This window comes from Nonomuraea sp. NPDC001831 (assembly GCF_042892035.1).
Lineage (GTDB): Bacteria > Actinomycetota > Actinomycetes > Streptosporangiales > Streptosporangiaceae > Nonomuraea.
In genome coordinates, this window is sequence record NZ_JBIATU010000008.1 from 218,007 (window position 1) to 233,122 (window position 15,116).

General features: G+C 71.7%; 15 protein-coding genes. 9 read left to right on the plus strand and 6 right to left on the minus strand.

From position 1 onward, the window contains the following. Position 1 precedes the first annotated feature (1 nt). The 7 genes from ACFYYW_RS26310 (at position 2) to ACFYYW_RS26340 (ending at position 5,998) form a co-directional block, all read left to right on the plus strand. On the plus strand, positions 2 to 883 hold the full coding sequence (locus ACFYYW_RS26310; RefSeq protein WP_387652353.1) for a DUF692 family multinuclear iron-containing protein: 882 nt from the start codon (positions 2 to 4) through the stop codon (positions 881 to 883). 28 nt (positions 884 to 911) lie between these two features. After that, positions 912 to 1,310: a hypothetical protein gene (locus tag ACFYYW_RS26315; protein ID WP_387652355.1), complete on the plus strand. Its 399-nt coding sequence runs from the start codon at positions 912 to 914 to the stop codon at positions 1,308 to 1,310. 36 nt (positions 1,311 to 1,346) lie between these two features. After that, positions 1,347 to 2,225 (plus strand): hypothetical protein, encoded by an 879-nt coding sequence (locus ACFYYW_RS26320; protein WP_387652357.1) that lies wholly within the window; start codon positions 1,347 to 1,349, stop codon positions 2,223 to 2,225. Between the two features lie 27 nt (positions 2,226 to 2,252). Beyond that, positions 2,253 to 3,080, plus strand: coding sequence for an amidohydrolase family protein (locus tag ACFYYW_RS26325; RefSeq protein WP_387652359.1), 828 nt, complete (start codon positions 2,253 to 2,255; stop codon positions 3,078 to 3,080). 25 nt (positions 3,081 to 3,105) lie between these two features. Then, positions 3,106 to 3,654, plus strand: coding sequence for a hypothetical protein (locus tag ACFYYW_RS26330; RefSeq protein WP_352323267.1), 549 nt, complete (start codon positions 3,106 to 3,108; stop codon positions 3,652 to 3,654). Between the two features lie 55 nt (positions 3,655 to 3,709). Next, on the plus strand, positions 3,710 to 4,471 hold the full coding sequence (locus tag ACFYYW_RS26335) for an isoprenyl transferase (RefSeq protein ID WP_352323268.1): 762 nt from the start codon (positions 3,710 to 3,712) through the stop codon (positions 4,469 to 4,471). A gap of 207 nt (positions 4,472 to 4,678) precedes the next feature. Further along, entirely contained in the window at positions 4,679 to 5,998 is a 1,320-nt protein-coding gene (locus ACFYYW_RS26340; RefSeq protein WP_387652362.1) for a PhoH family protein, read from the plus strand. 12 nt (positions 5,999 to 6,010) lie between these two features. Here the strand turns inward: ACFYYW_RS26340 and ACFYYW_RS26345 are convergent, their stop codons facing one another. From ACFYYW_RS26345 to ACFYYW_RS26355, 3 genes are read right to left on the minus strand one after another with little or no spacing between them, the layout of a single operon-like run. Continuing rightward, positions 6,011 to 6,526 carry a hypothetical protein gene (locus ACFYYW_RS26345; protein ID WP_352323270.1) on the minus strand — a complete coding sequence of 172 codons (516 nt, stop codon included), beginning with the start codon at positions 6,524 to 6,526 and terminating at the stop codon, positions 6,011 to 6,013. Between the two features lie 8 nt (positions 6,527 to 6,534). Next, on the minus strand, positions 6,535 to 7,950 hold the full coding sequence (locus ACFYYW_RS26350; RefSeq protein WP_352323271.1) for a HAMP domain-containing sensor histidine kinase: 1,416 nt from the start codon (positions 7,948 to 7,950) through the stop codon (positions 6,535 to 6,537). After that, the gene (locus tag ACFYYW_RS26355; RefSeq protein ID WP_125636689.1) at positions 7,947 to 8,621 is read right to left on the minus strand and encodes a response regulator transcription factor; all 675 of its coding nucleotides are present in this window, start codon (positions 8,619 to 8,621) and stop codon (positions 7,947 to 7,949) included. Before ACFYYW_RS26355 ends, ACFYYW_RS26350 begins: the two co-directional genes overlap by 4 nt. Before the next feature lie 378 nt (positions 8,622 to 8,999). On the opposite strand from ACFYYW_RS26355, the gene ACFYYW_RS26360 reads away from it, so the two are divergent. After that, positions 9,000 to 9,602, plus strand: coding sequence for a lytic transglycosylase domain-containing protein (locus ACFYYW_RS26360; RefSeq protein ID WP_352323279.1), 603 nt, complete (start codon positions 9,000 to 9,002; stop codon positions 9,600 to 9,602). A gap of 72 nt (positions 9,603 to 9,674) precedes the next feature. Then, complete coding sequence (locus tag ACFYYW_RS26365) at positions 9,675 to 11,675, plus strand: glycosyltransferase family 2 protein (RefSeq protein WP_387652365.1); 2,001 nt, start codon at positions 9,675 to 9,677, stop codon at positions 11,673 to 11,675. Here the strand turns inward: ACFYYW_RS26365 and ACFYYW_RS26370 are convergent. The 3 genes from ACFYYW_RS26370 to ACFYYW_RS26380 are packed head-to-tail and all read right to left on the minus strand — an operon-like array spanning position 11,665 to position 15,088. Next, positions 11,665 to 12,816: a tannase/feruloyl esterase family alpha/beta hydrolase gene (locus tag ACFYYW_RS26370; RefSeq protein ID WP_352323273.1), complete on the minus strand. Its 1,152-nt coding sequence runs from the start codon at positions 12,814 to 12,816 to the stop codon at positions 11,665 to 11,667. The genes ACFYYW_RS26365 and ACFYYW_RS26370 overlap by 11 nt on opposite strands. Then, positions 12,816 to 13,817: an alpha/beta fold hydrolase gene (locus tag ACFYYW_RS26375; protein WP_387652367.1), complete on the minus strand. Its 1,002-nt coding sequence runs from the start codon at positions 13,815 to 13,817 to the stop codon at positions 12,816 to 12,818. Before ACFYYW_RS26375 ends, ACFYYW_RS26370 begins: the two co-directional genes overlap by 1 nt. Continuing rightward, positions 13,814 to 15,088 (minus strand): MFS transporter, encoded by a 1,275-nt coding sequence (locus ACFYYW_RS26380; RefSeq protein ID WP_387652369.1) that lies wholly within the window; start codon positions 15,086 to 15,088, stop codon positions 13,814 to 13,816. Before ACFYYW_RS26380 ends, ACFYYW_RS26375 begins: the two co-directional genes overlap by 4 nt. Positions 15,089 to 15,116 lie beyond the last annotated feature (28 nt).

Consider the following 15,116-nt stretch of genomic DNA (forward strand, 5'->3'; position numbering starts at 1 on the left):
CATGCCGGACCTGCCGGACCTGGGAGTGGGCATCGGGTGGCGGCCCGAGCTCGACCTGACGATCGAGCGGATGGCGGGCGTCGGGTTCGTCGAGGTGGTGGCCGAGAACATCGACCCCGGCGACCTGCCCGAGTCGTTGTGCGTGCTGCGGGCCAGGGGCGTGCCGGTGATCCCGCACGGCGTCTCGCTGGGCGTCGGCGGCGCCGAGCCGCCGGACCCAGCCCGGCTCGCCCACCTCGCGGCCTGCGCGCGGGCCCTGGACGCGCCGCTGGTCAGCGAGCACCTGGCGTTCGTCCGCGGCGGCGGCGTGGAGGCGGGGCACCTGCTTCCTGTGCCGCGGACGCGGGAGTCGCTGGAGGTCGTCGTGGAGAACGTGCGGCTGGCCCAGGAGGCGCTGCCCGTGCCGCTGGCCCTGGAGAACGTGGCGGCGATCTTCGGCTGGCCGGACGACGAGCTGACCGAGGCCGGCTTCCTGGCCGAGGTCGTGGAGCGTACCGGGGTGGGGCTGCTGGTGGACGTCGCCAACCTGTACGCCGCCCAGGTCAACCTGGGCCTGTCGGCCGTGGACGCGCTGGACGCGCTGCCGCTGGAGCACCTGGCGTACGTGCACGTGGCCGGCGGGCACGAGCACCACGGGATCTGGCACGACACGCACACCGCCGCCGTGCCGCCGGCCGTCCTCGGCCTGCTGACCGAGCTGTGCGCCCGGACCAGGCCGCCCGGGGTGCTGCTGGAGTGGGACGACGACTACCCGGGCGACGCCGCGCTCGCCGGCGAACTGGCCCGCATCCGGGCCGCCATGTCCCCGGCCGCGCAGACCGTGGGCGGGCGCGGGGAGCCCGTGGACGCGCCCAGGGAGACCGTAGGCGGGCTCGGTGAGTGAGGAGGCGCGGGAGCGTCGCGGGGGCGCGGTGAGTGACGGGGCGCGGGTGCGGCGCGGGGGCGCGGTGAGTGAGGAGGCGCGGGCGCGGCTGGCGGAGGCGCAGGGGCGGGTCGTCGCGTGCCTGGTGGCCGGGGCGGACCCGCCGGCCGGCTTCGACGCCGGACGGCTGCGCGTGCAGGCGTCCGCCCTGCTCGCCAAGCGGCGCGGCGTGGTGGCCAGGCTCCGCCCGGACGCCGCCCGTGCCGCCGGGCCCGCCCTGGCCGCGGAGTTCGCCGCCTACGCGGCGGCCCGTGCCGTCCCGCCGCCCGGGTACCGGGCCGACGCCGAGGACTTCGCCGCCTGGTTGCGCGCCCGCGGTCTCATGCCGACCGCCAGGCCGCGCGGGTGGGCTCGGCTGCTCTTCGTGTTCCGCCGTGATCGCCGCTAGGCTTGCCCGTAGCAAGCGCTTGGGAGGCGGTCTGGCATGCGCATCGTCAACATGGGCGACTGGCCCCTCGGCGAGCAGGACGAGCAGCTCCACCCGCCGGGCGACGACCCGCTGTGGAACGAGTCCTACTACCTCGACTTCGTCGCCGACGACGGCGAACTGGGCGGATACGTCCGCATCGGGCTCTATCCGAACTGGAAGCGCACCTGGTTCTGGGCCCGGCTCGTCCGGCGCGGCGGCGGCCTGGTGGAGATCACCGACCACGAGGCCCCGCCGACCGGCCTGACGATCTCCGCCGACGGCTACGAGGCCGACCTGGCCGCGCCCGGCCCCCTGCGCACCGCGCGGCTGCGCCTGGTCGCCCCCGGCCTGTCGCTCGACCTCGAATGGCACACCCGCGGCGGCGTGTACGGCTACCAGCTCACCCCCCGCTACGAGATCCCCTGCGAGGTGACCGGGACGGTCGACGGCCGCCCCTTCCACGGCCACGGCGAGCGCGACCACAGCTGGGGCGTCAGGGACTGGTGGTCGTTGTCCTGGACGTGGAGCAGCGGCCGGCTCTCCGACGGCACCCACCTGCACGGCACCCAGGTCAACCTGGGCATGCCGCTGCCGTGGCCGGCGTTCACGGTGCCGCCCGGCGGCGGGATCGAGCACGCGGACGGCTTCGCGGCCGGCACCCGGTTCGACGGCGACCGCCCGGCGGAGACGCTGCTGAGCTTCCCGGGCCGCGCGGTGACCGTGCGGCCGGTCGCGTTCGCCCCCGTGACGCTGGTCTCGCCCGACGGGGCGGTGGCCGAGTTCCCGAGGGCGCTGTGCGAGCTGGAGTCCGACGACGGCGGCACCGGCTTCGGCTGGACCGAGTGGCACCAGCCGCCGGGCTGGCGCCGGCATGGCTGGCACCCCTTGCTCTGAAATATCGAGACATCCTAGGTTTGTGGGGTGATTGTCGACGCGCACCAGCACTTCTGGGACCTCGAAACCGGCGACTACCCCTGGCTCACCCCCGAGGCGGGCGTGCTCTACCGGACCTACGCGCCGCACGACCTGGCCCCCGAGCTGGTACGGGCCGGCGTGGACCGGACGGTGCTGGTGCAGGCCGCCGACTCATGCGCCGAGACCGACGCCCTGCTGGCCCTGGCCGACGCCCACGACTTCGTCGGCGCGGTGGTCGGATGGATCCCGCTGCTGCGCCCGGCCGAGGCCGCCGAGGCGATCGCCCGGTACGCGGCCCGTCCGAAGTTCCGCGGCGTCCGGCACCTGATCCACGAGGAGCCCGATCCCGACTGGCTGGTCCGCGACGAGGTGCTGGAGTCGCTGGGCCTGCTCGCGGCGGCCGGGCTGACGTTCGACGTGGTCTCGCTGCTGCCCAGGCACCTCGACCACGTGGTCACGCTGGCCGGGCGGCATCCGTCCCTGAAGATCGTCATCGACCATCTGTCCAAGCCGCGCATCAAGGACCACGAGTGGGAGCCGTGGGCCGGCGGGCTGGCCCGCGCCGCCCGCTTCCCCAACGTGTACGCCAAGGTCTCCGGCCTGGTCACCGAGGCCGACCACCGGAACTGGACGGTGGAGGACCTGCGGCCGTACGTGGAGCACGCCGTCGAGCTGTTCGGCCCGGACCGCCTGATGGCCGGCAGCGACTGGCCGGTGGCGCTGCAGGCGGCCGACTACCGGACGGTCTGGGAGGTCACCGGCGCGCTGCTCGGCGGAACCGACCGGGACCGGGTGCTCGGGGACACAGCCAGGGGTTTCTACGGGTTTAGCTGACTTGGGGCCGGAAACGGGGAAGGGCGTGGGGGGACTACGCTGTGTCGATGGATCGTACCTGACCGTCACGCCCGTCGCGTGCACGGACACCGTCGGCACGCCGTACGAGATCACCCTTGAGCTTCATCGCGACGGCACGCCGTACGGCAGCGTGGGGGAGCGGTGCGGCTGGCTGCTCGCGCGCCTGGCGCGCGGGGTCGACGAGGCGCGGCAGGGAAGGGGGGCGGCCCGGCGGTGGAACGACCCCGACGACCGCTTCCCCGACGAGGAGCCGGAGAGCGAGCTGTTCTCCTTCCGCTACCGCACCCGCTCGGGGCTGGTGGGCGGCGGCGAGCTGCGCTGCCAGCTGCGCACCATCCCCATCTGGCAGCCCGCGCCGGGTCAGTGGCGGCTGACCCGCAGGGCCTACGTCGAGGCGTGGGGGGCCACCGGCGTGGGCATGAGGGCCGTCCTGACGTCCGCGGAGTTGTCCGAGTTCGTCCGCGAACTGGTCCATGAAGCCGAGGGGTGCCTCGGTGGAAGAGATCTCGCCAGGAATCCCATTGGGGGAGCAGGCACGGGCGAAACGCGGTGATAATTGCCTGTTGGGTCATTCGACCAAAGGCACAGCACCGCTGGGGAGGCACTCCGTGGGCCTGCGCGACCTGGTCTACCGGCTGTACGAACACAGGCTGGAGACCAAGCTGTCCAAGGACAGCGTTCCCCGGCATGTCGGGGTCATCATCGACGGCAACCGCCGCTGGGCGCGCGCCATGGGCATGCGCGACGTGGCCACCGGCCACCGCAAGGGCGCGGACAAGATATCGGAGCTGCTCGGCTGGTGCCGGGAGACGGGTGTCGAGGTCGTCACCGTCTGGATGTTGTCCAACGACAACCTCAACCGGCCGCGCGAGGAGCTGGAGCCGCTGCTGCGCATCATCGAGGACGTGGTCCAGGAGCTCGTGGCCGAGGGCTGGCGGATCAGCCCGGTGGGCGCGCTCGACCTCCTCCCCGACCGCACGGCCAATGTCCTGAAAAATGCAAAAGAAGCGTCATCACACCGTCCGGGCCTGATTGTGAACGTTGCAGTTGGGTATGGAGGAAGACGTGAGATTGCCGATGCGGTGCGCTCACTCCTCCAGGAGCATGCGAGTAAGGGCGCCAGCATCGAGGACCTCGTCGAGGTCCTCGATGTCGAACACATCGCGGAGCATCTCTACACTCGCGGCCAACCCGACCCGGACCTCCTCATCCGTACGTCGGGCGAGCAGCGTCTGTCCGGATTCATGTTGTGGCAGAGCGCTCACTCAGAGTTCTACTTCCACGAGGCTTACTGGCCGGACTTCCGCAGGGTCGATTTCCTGCGGGCGCTGCGCGATTACGCTGCGAGACACCGGCGTTACGGTTCTTGATGCGACATTCGGGTATCCAGGACGTAACGTTGAAAGTGTCCGGCCACAGGCCGGGCATCCCGGAGAGGGCCCGCCTTTGCACCGACATCTGCCGAGGGGGGCCGGAGTCCGGCTCCGCCGGCAGGTTGCGGTCGGGGACGCGGGTCCGGTCCGGTTCCCACCTCGTCTGCAGGGTGCCCGCACCTATGGGCGCCCGGGGGAGAACGTGTGGCAGTGTCCTCGAGCAACCCTACTCACCAGCCGGCCAAGCGCACGTACGTGCTCGACACCTCGGTCCTGCTGGCCGACCCGGCGGCATTGACGCGCTTCGCCGAGCATGACGTCGTCCTTCCCATCGTGGTCATCACGGAGCTGGAAGGTAAGCGGCACCATCCCGAGCTCGGCTACTTCGCGAGGAAGGCCCTGCGCTACCTCGACGACCTGCGGGTTCAGCACGGCAGGCTAGACGAGCCGATGCCGACAGGGGATGGAACGATCAGGGTTGAGCTCAACCACAGCGATCCGTCCATCCTGCCCGTCGGGTTCCGCCTGGGCGACAACGACACGCGCATCCTGACCGTCGCGCGCTCGCTCGCGGCCGAGGGCTGCGACGTCGTGCTGGTCTCCAAAGACCTGCCCATGCGGGTCAAGGCGGCCTCGATCGGCCTGGCGGCCGAGGAGTACCGCGCCGAGCTGGTGGTCGAGTCCGGCTGGACCGGGATGGCCGAGCTGCAGGTGACGGCCGAGGACGTCGAGACGCTGTTCGACAAGGGCACGGTCGACCTGGAGGAGGGCAGGCAGCTGCCCGCGCACACCGGCCTGCGGCTGCTGTCGGCCAAGGGATCGGCGCTGGGCAGGGTCGCGCCGGACAAATCCGTCCGCCTGGTCCGCGGCGACCGCGAGGTCTTCGGCCTGCACGGCCGCTCGGCCGAGCAGCGCATCGCGCTGGACCTGCTGATGGACCCGGAGATCGGCATCGTGTCGCTGGGCGGCCGGGCCGGCACCGGCAAGTCGGCGCTGGCGCTCTGCGCGGGCCTGGAGGCCGTCCTGGAGCGCCGCCAGCACCGCAAGGTGGTCGTCTTCCGCCCTCTGTACGCCGTCGGCGGCCAGGAGCTCGGCTACCTGCCGGGCACCGAGGGCGAGAAGATGGGCCCGTGGGCGCAGGCGGTCTACGACACGCTCGGCGCGATCACCTCGCCCGAGGTGATCGAGGAGGTGCTCGACCGGGGCATGCTGGAGGTGCTCCCGCTGACGCACATCCGCGGCCGGTCGCTGCACGACGCGTTCGTGATCGTGGACGAGGCCCAGTCGCTGGAGCGCGGGGTGCTGCTCACGGTGCTGAGCCGGATCGGCGCCAACTCCCGGGTGGTGCTCACGCACGACGTCGCCCAGCGCGACAACCTGCGGGTCGGCCGGCACGACGGCGTGGTGGCGGTGGTGGAGAAGCTGAAGGGCCACCCGCTCTTCGCGCACGTCACGCTCACCAGGTCCGAGCGTTCCCCGATCGCCGCCCTGGTGACGGAGATGCTGGAGGACATCACGATGTGAGGCTCGGCGGGCCTACTTGAGCTCCGGGCAGGTGTACGGCCGTCCCTCCGCCTTGGGGGGACGGCCGTCGTTCTCCCGGACGATCTTGACCTGCTCGAACGCGGCGTCCTGCTGCGCGGTGCAGACGATCTGGGCCTTGCCGAGCCTGCTCAGCGGCCGGTCGCCCTTGAAGTACACGGTCAGCGTGGAGGTGCGCGGGAGCTGCATCTCGTCGCGCTGCACGGGGTCGAGCGAGTCCTTCATGCCGACGTATTCCAGGCCGTGCAGCTCGGTGGTGCGGTCGCCGAGCGGCTGGTCGGAGGCGGCGAAGAGGGCGCCGAGCAGGCTGCCCACGGTGCCGTTCTCGACGTCGGCGGGTTCGAGCGTGAGCTGCTTGTTCCTGATCAGGTAGATGGTCTTGGAGGGCGGCGGGAGCTTGATGGTGGGGGCGGCGCCCTTGGTCTGGACGTCGGTCGGCGAGATGCCGCAGGCGGCCACGGCCAGCAGGGCCGCGGCGGCGGCGGCCACGAAGGCCCGGCGCGCTGTCATCGGTGCCGTCATTGGTGCGGCAGCCAGACCGTGAACAGGGTGCCCGGCTGCTGGGCGCGTACGGAGATCGTGCCGCCGTGCAGGTGCACGTTGGCGCGGGCGATGGCCAGGCCGAGGCCGCTGCCCTGGCTGCGGGCCCGGCCCGCGCCCGCCTTGAAGAACCGGTCGAAGACGTGCGGCAGCGCCTCGGCCGGGATGCCCTTGCCGTGGTCGCGCACCTTCACCTCCAGGCCGTTCTCGGTGCCGCGCGCGGTGACCTCCACCGGGGGCAGGCCGTGCTTGAGCGCGTTGCCGACCAGGTTGGCCACGATGACGTCGAACCTCCTCGGATCGAGATTGACGGTCAGGCCCTGGGAGGCGGTCACGTCCACCTTGTCGCTCCAGCCGCGCACCTCCAGGCAGTCCAGGATGGCGTCGGCGACGTTCACGGGCTCCACGTTGAGCGTCGCGGTGCCGGCGTCGAACCTGCTGACCTCGATCAGGTGCTCGACCAGCTCGCGCAGGCGCTCGATCTCGCGCAGCACCAGCCGTACGGCCTCCGCGGGCGCGTCGGGCAGCCGGCCGGCCTCCTCCGAGAGCATGTCGGCCACGGCCGTCATGGCGGTGAGCGGCGTGCGCAGCTCGTGCGAGACGTCGGCCACGAACCTGCGGGACATGGCCTCCAGCGAGCGCAGCTCCGACACGCTGAGCTCCAGCGCCGCGGCCGCGTCGTTGAACCTGGCGGTCAGCTCGGCCAGCTCGTCCTGGCCGTGCACCGGCAGGCGGGTGTCCAGCCGGCCCTGGCCGAGCGCCTGCGCCGCCGCGCTGAGCCGCCGTACGGGCAGCAGCACCTGACGGGCCGACAGCAGCGCCACCACCAGCGCGATCAGCACGATCACCGCGCCGCCCTGGGTGAGCGTGTTGCGCAGCGTCGTGAGCTGGCTCTCCTCGTCGTGCAGCGGGAAGAACACGAACGCGCGCAGCCCGGTGGCCTCGGGGGCGACGCCGGGCTCGTAGCGGTGGACCTCGGCGCCGACGATGAGCCACAGCTCGTTGCCGATCACCTTGCGCTGGGTGACGACGTTCTGCTTGGCCCGGCCGTACAGCTCGTTGGGGACGTCCTTCATGGTCATCGGGCCGTCGGCGGACAGCAGGTTGCCGTACTCGACCAGGACGCTGCGGCCGGGGCTGGACAGCGTCCGGACGACCTGGTCGAGCTCCTTCATGGACGGCGCCGCCTCGCCCGGCCTGAGCTTGCCCACGGGGAAGGTGATCCGGCCGAGCTCGCGGGTCACCAGGTCGAGGGACGTGGTCTCGGCCCTGGTCACGAGCGCGGTCTTGGCCAGCTCGAAGCCGATGGTGGCGACCAGCGTCGACGCGGTGACCGCGACGAGGGTGAAGGTGATGACCAGGCGCGCCCGCAGCCCGGTGGGCAGCGGGATCACGGAGGGCTGAACCGGTAGCCGAACCCGCGCACGGTGTGGATGAAGACGGGCTCGGCCGGCCTCGGCTCGATCTTGGCGCGGACGCGCTGGACGCAGGCGTCCACCAGCCGCGAGTCGGCGACGTGCGTGTGGTCCCAGACGACCCGCAGCAGGTAGCGGCGGTTGAGCACCTGGCCGGGATGCCGGACCAGCTCCAGCAGCAGCCGCAGCTCGGTCGGCGTCAGGTGGATCTCCTTGCTGGCCAGCGTGACCTTGAGCGCCCCCCGGTCGATCACGAGGTCGCCGAAGGTGATGCGGTCGGAGGTCGCGGACTCGGCCCTGCGCAGGATGGCCCGGATGCGGGCGTCGAGCACCCGCGGCTCGACCGGTTTGACCACGTAGTCGTCGGCGCCCGCCTCCAGGCCGACCACCACGTCCAGGTCGTCGCCGCGGGCGGTGAGCAGGATGACGGGGAGCTGGTCGAGCTTGCGGATGCGGCGGCAGACCTCGACGCCGTCGATGCCGGGCAGCATGACGTCGAGGATCGCGATCTCGGGGCGGCGGGCGCGGATGTGGTCCAGAGCCTCCTCGCCCGTCGCGTAGGACGTGACGGAATGTCCCTGCCGCGTCAACGCCAGCTCCAAGGCTGTGCGGACGGAGGGATCGTCTTCTACAAGGAGGATGCCGGCCACGCGCACATTATTATTCCATGTCCCCTATACCCGGGTTGTGTCATCAAACTGTGACCGGGTGCGGATCAGATCCTGAAGATGGGGCGGAAGCCTGAAAGCGGCCTCCCTTCGGTGCGGGCGCTCGAAGGGAGGCGCCAGACAGCCTGTGACGAAATTCACAATTTTTCGTGAAAAAGGTTGTTACCTGCTGGTTGGCCAAGAGAACGTCAACCGAATCCCGCGTTCCGGTTGCGGACCACCCCCCATGACAGGGCAAGCTCATGGATCGTGAGCCCCGGTCCGCAGTTGAGTGAGCGCCCCCCGAAGGATGACCTTCGCTCGGCGCGTCGCCGGCCTTCGCGTTTCACCCCCAAGCGCATCGCCGTCGCCGTCGTGTCCTTGGTGGTGGTCGTGGGCGGCGGGGGTTACGTCGCCTACCGCGCCGTCGACAACGCGAGCAAGCCGCCGGTCGACCCGTTCACGGCCGAGCAGCTCGGCGCGCTCGCCGGAGGCAACCTGTTCGCCCCCGACCCCGAGACCGACGCGCTGAAGAACGCCGCCGAGCAGGCGTACCGGGCCGACCAGCTCAAGAAGGGCCGCGGCGGCGGCGCCAAGAAGCTCGACTGGGTCGTGCCGAAGAAGGCGCCGGGCGGCAGCGGCTTCCCGCCCGCCAACTTCCCGCCGGGCAGCAACCCCTCGCCGGGCAGCAACAAGGCCGTCGCCAAGTCGATGCTCGCCGCCAAGGGCTGGGGCGCCGACCAGTGGGGCTGCCTGGAGCTGCTCTGGCAGAAGGAGAGCGGCTGGAACGAGCGGGCGATGAACCGCTACTCCGGCGCGTACGGCATCCCGCAGGCCCTGCCCGGCAGCAAGATGGCCAGCGCGGGCGGCGACTGGCAGACCAATGCCGCCACCCAGATCGCGTGGGGCCTCGGCTACATCAAGGGCCGCTACGGCACGCCCTGTGGCGCATGGGGGCACTCGCAGTCCACAGGTTGGTACTGACAGCTCAAACTCTTCTTCCGTAATCGGCAAGCCGTCTCACCCGATCGTGTATGAGCGGCGCACGCTGGCCGCATGGGTGTGAAGGTCAGTGTGATCGTCAATGTCCACAACCCGGGTGACTCCGCGGACGCGTGCATCCGCTCCGCGCTGGAGCAGACGCTGCCCGCCGCCGACTACGAAGTGATCTTCGTGGACGACGGCTCCACGGACGGCATCGCGGAACGGCTGGACACCATCGCCGGTCTCCGCGAGAACGTCCGCGTGCTGCACCTGCCGCACACCGGATCGCCCGCTCGCGGCCGCAACATGGGCGTGGCCGCGGCGGAGGGCGATTACGTCTACTTCCTGGACCAGACCGACCGGCTGGCCCGCGACGCGCTGGCCCGCATGCACGAGCGCGCGGTCGAGACCGACGCCGACGTGCTGATCGGGCGGCTGGCCCGCGACTACGGGCCGCCCATGGTGGCGTTCGAGCGCAGCAGCGCCCGCGCCGACATCCTGCGCGAGCGCCTGATGACGCTGCTCGTCCCGCAGCAGCTCTACCGCCGGGCCTTCCTGGAGGAGAACGAGCTGGGCTTCGCGATGCCCGGCGGCAGGCTGGCCGAGCAGGCGTTCGTGATGCGGGCCTACCTGCAGGCCAAGGTGATCGCCGTCCTGGCCGAGGAGGTCTGCTGCCGGCTCGGGCCGCGGCCCGAGGCGCCCGAGGAGGACCCCCGGGTGATCGTGGCCGGGCTGAGGACGCTGCTCGCCGACATCGACACCTACGTGGGCGCCGGCCGCCAGCGCGATCGCATGTACGCCTACTGGTTCCGCTCCGCCGTGCTCAGGCCGCTGCTGACCGCCAGGTTCGCCGACTCCTCGGTGGACCGGGGCATGCACTTCCGGGTCGTCCAGGAGCTCATCGGCGAGCGTTTCCCCGAGCGGATCGACCGCTACCTGCCGGTCCAGCTACGGGCGGTGGCCGCGTTCGTCCGGCGCGGACGCCTGGACCAGATCGTCATGTTCGCCAACTCCACCCGGCGCGCGGGCCTGCGCGCCGAGCTCACCGAGATGCGCTGGGACGCCCACATCCTGGTGCTCGGCCTGACCGTGGAGGTCATGTCCGGCGACGGCCTGCCCGACCGGTACCGCGTGGACGGCGAGCGCCTGCACTGGATCCCGCCGCGCTCGGTCGACACCAAGCTGCTGTCCGACGACGTCACCGACATCACCGCCGACGTCGAGCGGGCCCGGGTGGACGTCTACGTCCGGCACAGCGAGACCGGCGTGGTGCACTTCCTGCCGATGACCCAGCACGTCGAGCGCGGGCCCGACGGCCGCCGCCGCATCCGCGTGCAGATCAAGGGCGAGGCCCGCCTGGACGTGACCAGCGCGGCGATGGGCCGGCCGCTCAGCCCCGGGCAGTGGGAGGTGCACGTCCGCATGTTCAGCGGCGCCAACCAGGCCAGGAGCCGGGTCGGCCGGGCCGAGGGGCCGCTCAACTGCCTGGGCGTGCTGGCCCAGCGGCCCAGGATGCGGCTGGTGGTGCCGTGCTGGTCGGACAAGGGGGAGCTGGGCCTGGCCGTCGAGCCGCGCTCGTTCCCGGAGTCGATCGCGCTGGTGTCGCCGGGGGTGACCGTCCGCCAGGCCGACGGCCACGTGTACGTCGTGCTGCCGGTCCCGTACGTGCCGCCGAGCGGCGGGCCGCCCCTGGAGCTGGTGCTGCGCAGCACCGGCCGCAGGGAACGCGAGGTGTGCGCGCCCGCGCTGGTCGAGGCCGGCGTGCCGGGCAAGCTCGCCGGCCAGCTCGTGGCGAAGATCCCGGTCAAGCGGCACATGCCGAGCGAGGAGCAGCTCGGGCCGGGCGCCTGGCTGTCGTCGCTGCGCTCGGCCGACGAGGAGATCGGGCTGCGGTTCGGCCTCCAGGTGCGCCGCGGCCGGGTCGAGACGCGCCCGGCCGTCGCGGTGAACCCCCAGCGGCGCTCGCCCATGGGCCGCGACACCGCGCTCCACCGCCTCGGCAGGCGCCTGCCCGGGGCGCGGCACATCGTGCGCTGGGCGCGCGCGGGCAGGCATCGCTACCTCAAGGAGTGACCCAGCCCTCCAGCTCCTGGAAGGCGTCCCTGAAGGCCGGGAGCATGGGCCGCAGGCGGTCGGGATAGACGTCCACGAGGCTGTCGAGGTGGTTGCCGCCCTCGATCCGGTGGTAGCGGAACGGGCGGTGCGGGCCGACCATCCTGGCGTAGACGTCGGAGTCGCGGGAGATCGGCAGCAGCGAGTCGAGCGTCCCGTGGATCGTGATCAGCGGCTTGGTGATCCGGCCGGTCAGCCCGATCCTGGCCATCGCGGCGTACGGCCGGCGCGCGTCGTAGTCGTAGTCGGCCGCCGCACCCTGGTACGACGGGTCCAGCTCCTTCTGGTAGAGCTGCTGGGTGAGCTCCCAGTAGTACTGCCGGTGGAAGGGCCACAGGAACTCCGACCCCGGCGCGAACCCGGCCGCCCGCACGCCCGCCTCGTCCGGGTACGCCTTCAGCGCGGGCGGCAGGAAGGTCAGCAGGTTGTCGCCCTTGACCCGGAACAGGGTGCCCTCCCAGTCCACGCCGCCGTCGTAGAGCCAGCCGCGGTTCTCCAGCTGCCACCTGACCAGGTAGCCGCCGTTGGACAGGCCGGCCATGAACGTACGGGCCGGCGGGCGGCCGTACCGCTGCCTGACCACGGACTTGGCGGCCACGGCGAGCTGGGTGACGCGGTCGTTCCACTCGGCGATGGCGTCGCCGGGGCGGCGGCCGTCCTCGTGGAAGGTCACGCCGACGTTGCCCTTGTCGGTGGCGGCGAAGGCGTAGCCCTTGGACAGCACCCAGTCGGAGATCGTGTAGTCGTTGGCGTACTGCTCCCGGTTGCCCGGGGTGCCGCTGACCACCAGGCCGCCGTTCCAGCGGTCGGGCAGCCTGATCACGAACTGGGAGTCGTGGTTCCAGCCGTGCGTGGCGTTGCCGGTGGAGGTGTCGGGGAAGTAGCCGTCGAGCTGGGTGCCGGGCACGCCGGTCGGGTTGACGGTGGCCTTGGAGTGCAGGCCGGCCCAGTCGGCCGGGTCGGTGTGGCCGGTCAGGGTGGTGCCGGCCGTGGTCAGGTCGTCGAGGGTGGCGCTGATCAGCTTCTCCGCGCCGGGCACGGTCAGCTCGCCCGCGGCGGGGGCGGTGAGCAGGCTCGCGACCAGGGTCAGGGCGACGAGCATCAGACCTCCTCCAGGTGCTCGGCCAGCAGGCGGCCGAACTCGGCGGGCCGCTCCAGGTGCGGGCTGTGTCCGCAGTCGTCCAGCACGACCTCGCGGTAGCGGCCGTAGCGGTCGAGGACCGCCCTGGTCTGGGTCACCATCGGCTGGGCCGGGGTGCCGGGGGAGCCGGGCACGACGCCGATCGCGCCCAGATGGGCCAGGTCGAACAGCGAGGTGTCGGAGACGATCACGTCGTCGGCGCCCCTGATCCAGAGCACGGGCGGCCTGGGGCCGATCTCGTGCAGGTCGTCCAGGCGGAAGTGGGTGGGGGCGCACGCGTTGAGCACGCCGTGCTTGCCCGGGGCCACGCCGGGCCAGGCGGGGGAGCCGGCGGCGTCGCCCGGGTAGTTGGCCTCGCCCACGCGGGTGGTGAGCATGGACCGCAGGTAGAAGTCCTCGTCGGGGATCCGCGGGTGCTTGACGTAGCCGGTGCGGAGCACGTTGCGGGGGGACGTGGGGGATTCGTCGGACATGTCGCCCGCCTTGAGCCGGGCCACGAAGTCCGGGTTCGCCGCCCCGGCGCCCGATCCCGCGCCGTCGGGGTGGGTGAGCGTGCCGTCCGGGCCCTCGGTGCCGCCGAAGCCGTACGGGGAGATCGGGTTGACCAGCGTGACGCTCCTGACCAGCTCAGGACGGTCGCGCAGCAGCTGCAGGACGACGCCGCCGCCCAGGCTCCAGCCGACCAGGTGCACGCCGTCGAGCCCGAGCGCCTCGACCAGCTCGGCCAGGTCGTCGGACCAGTCGCGCAGGCCCCTGGTGGCGTCCACCGGCTCCGGGTCGGTGTCGCCGAAGCCGCGCAGGTCGGGGGCGAGCGGGCGGTAGCCGGCGGGCAGCGCGGCCATGGTGTCGCGCCAGAAGGCGCCGGAGGAGACGTTGCCGTGCACGAACAGCACGGGCTCGCCGGACGTCCGGCCCTCGACGGTCAGGACGTGCTGCGTGAGGCGGGGGGTGGTGACCTTCATCGCGCGTGGATCCTCTCGGCCAGGTCGCGTCCCTGGGTCTCGCGGGCGGTGTAGACGGCGACCAGCGTGAGCACCGCCGCCAGGCCAAGGTAGACCGAGATGGGCACGCTGCTGGAGTAGCTCTTGAGCAGCGCCACCGCGATCAGCGGGGCCAGCGCGCCGGCCACGATCGCCGAGAGCTGGGCGCCGATCGACACGCCGGTGTAGCGCGTCCTGGTGCCGAACAGCTCGGAGAAGAAGGCCGCCTGCGGGCCGTACATCATGCCGTGGAAGAGCAGGCCGACGGTGACCGCGAGGGTGATCGCCAGGAAGTTGCCGGTGTCCACCAGCGGGAAGAAGGCGAAGATCCACACGCCGATCCCGGCGGCCCCGGCCAGGTAGATCGGACGGCGGCCGACCCGGTCCGACAACGCGCCCCACATCGGGATCGTGACGAAGTGGATCGCCGAGGCGAGCAGCACCGCGGTCAGCACCGTCGAGTTGTCGATCTTGGCGTTCTTCGCGTACGTGATGACGAACACCGTCAGCAGGTAGAACGAGATGTTCTCGGCCAGCCGGGCGCCGATGGCGGTGAGCACGTCCTTCCAGTGGTTCCGCAGCACGCCCACGATCGGCGCGGTCGGCTCCGGCTCGGCCTGCTGGAACACCGGCGACTCGCTGATCGTCAGCCGGATCCACAGCCCGATCAGCACCAGCACCCCCGACAGCAGGAACGGGACGCGCCAGCCCCACGACAGGAACGCCGCGTCGGACTGCCAGGCGGCCAGCGCCGCCAGCACGCCGGTGGCCAGCAGGTTCCCGCCGGGCGCGCCCGCCTGCGGCCAGGAGGCCCAGAACCCGCGGCGCTTCGTGTCGCCGTGCTCGGACACGATCAGCACCGCGCCGCCCCACTCGCCGCCGAGCGCGAAGCCCTGTACGAGCCGCAGCGCGGTCAGCAGCAGCGCCGCCGACGAGCCGAGCGTGGCGTACGTCGGCAGGCAGCCGATCAGGAACGTGGCGGCGCCCATCATCAGCAGGCTGACCACCAGCAGGGTCTTGCGGCCCACCCGGTCGCCGAAGTGGCCGAAGATCAGGCCGCCGAGCGGGCGGGCGACGAATCCGACGGCGTAGGTGAGGAACGACAGCAGCGTGCCGGTCAGCGGATCGGACTCGGGGAAGAAGAGTTTGTTGAACACGAGAGCGGCTGCCGAGCCGTACAGGAAGAAGTCGTACCACTCGATGGTGGTGCCGATCAGGCTCGCGGCGACGATCCTCTTGATGGAAGTGGCCATGCCGGTCACGGTAAAGAGTGACCGGCGT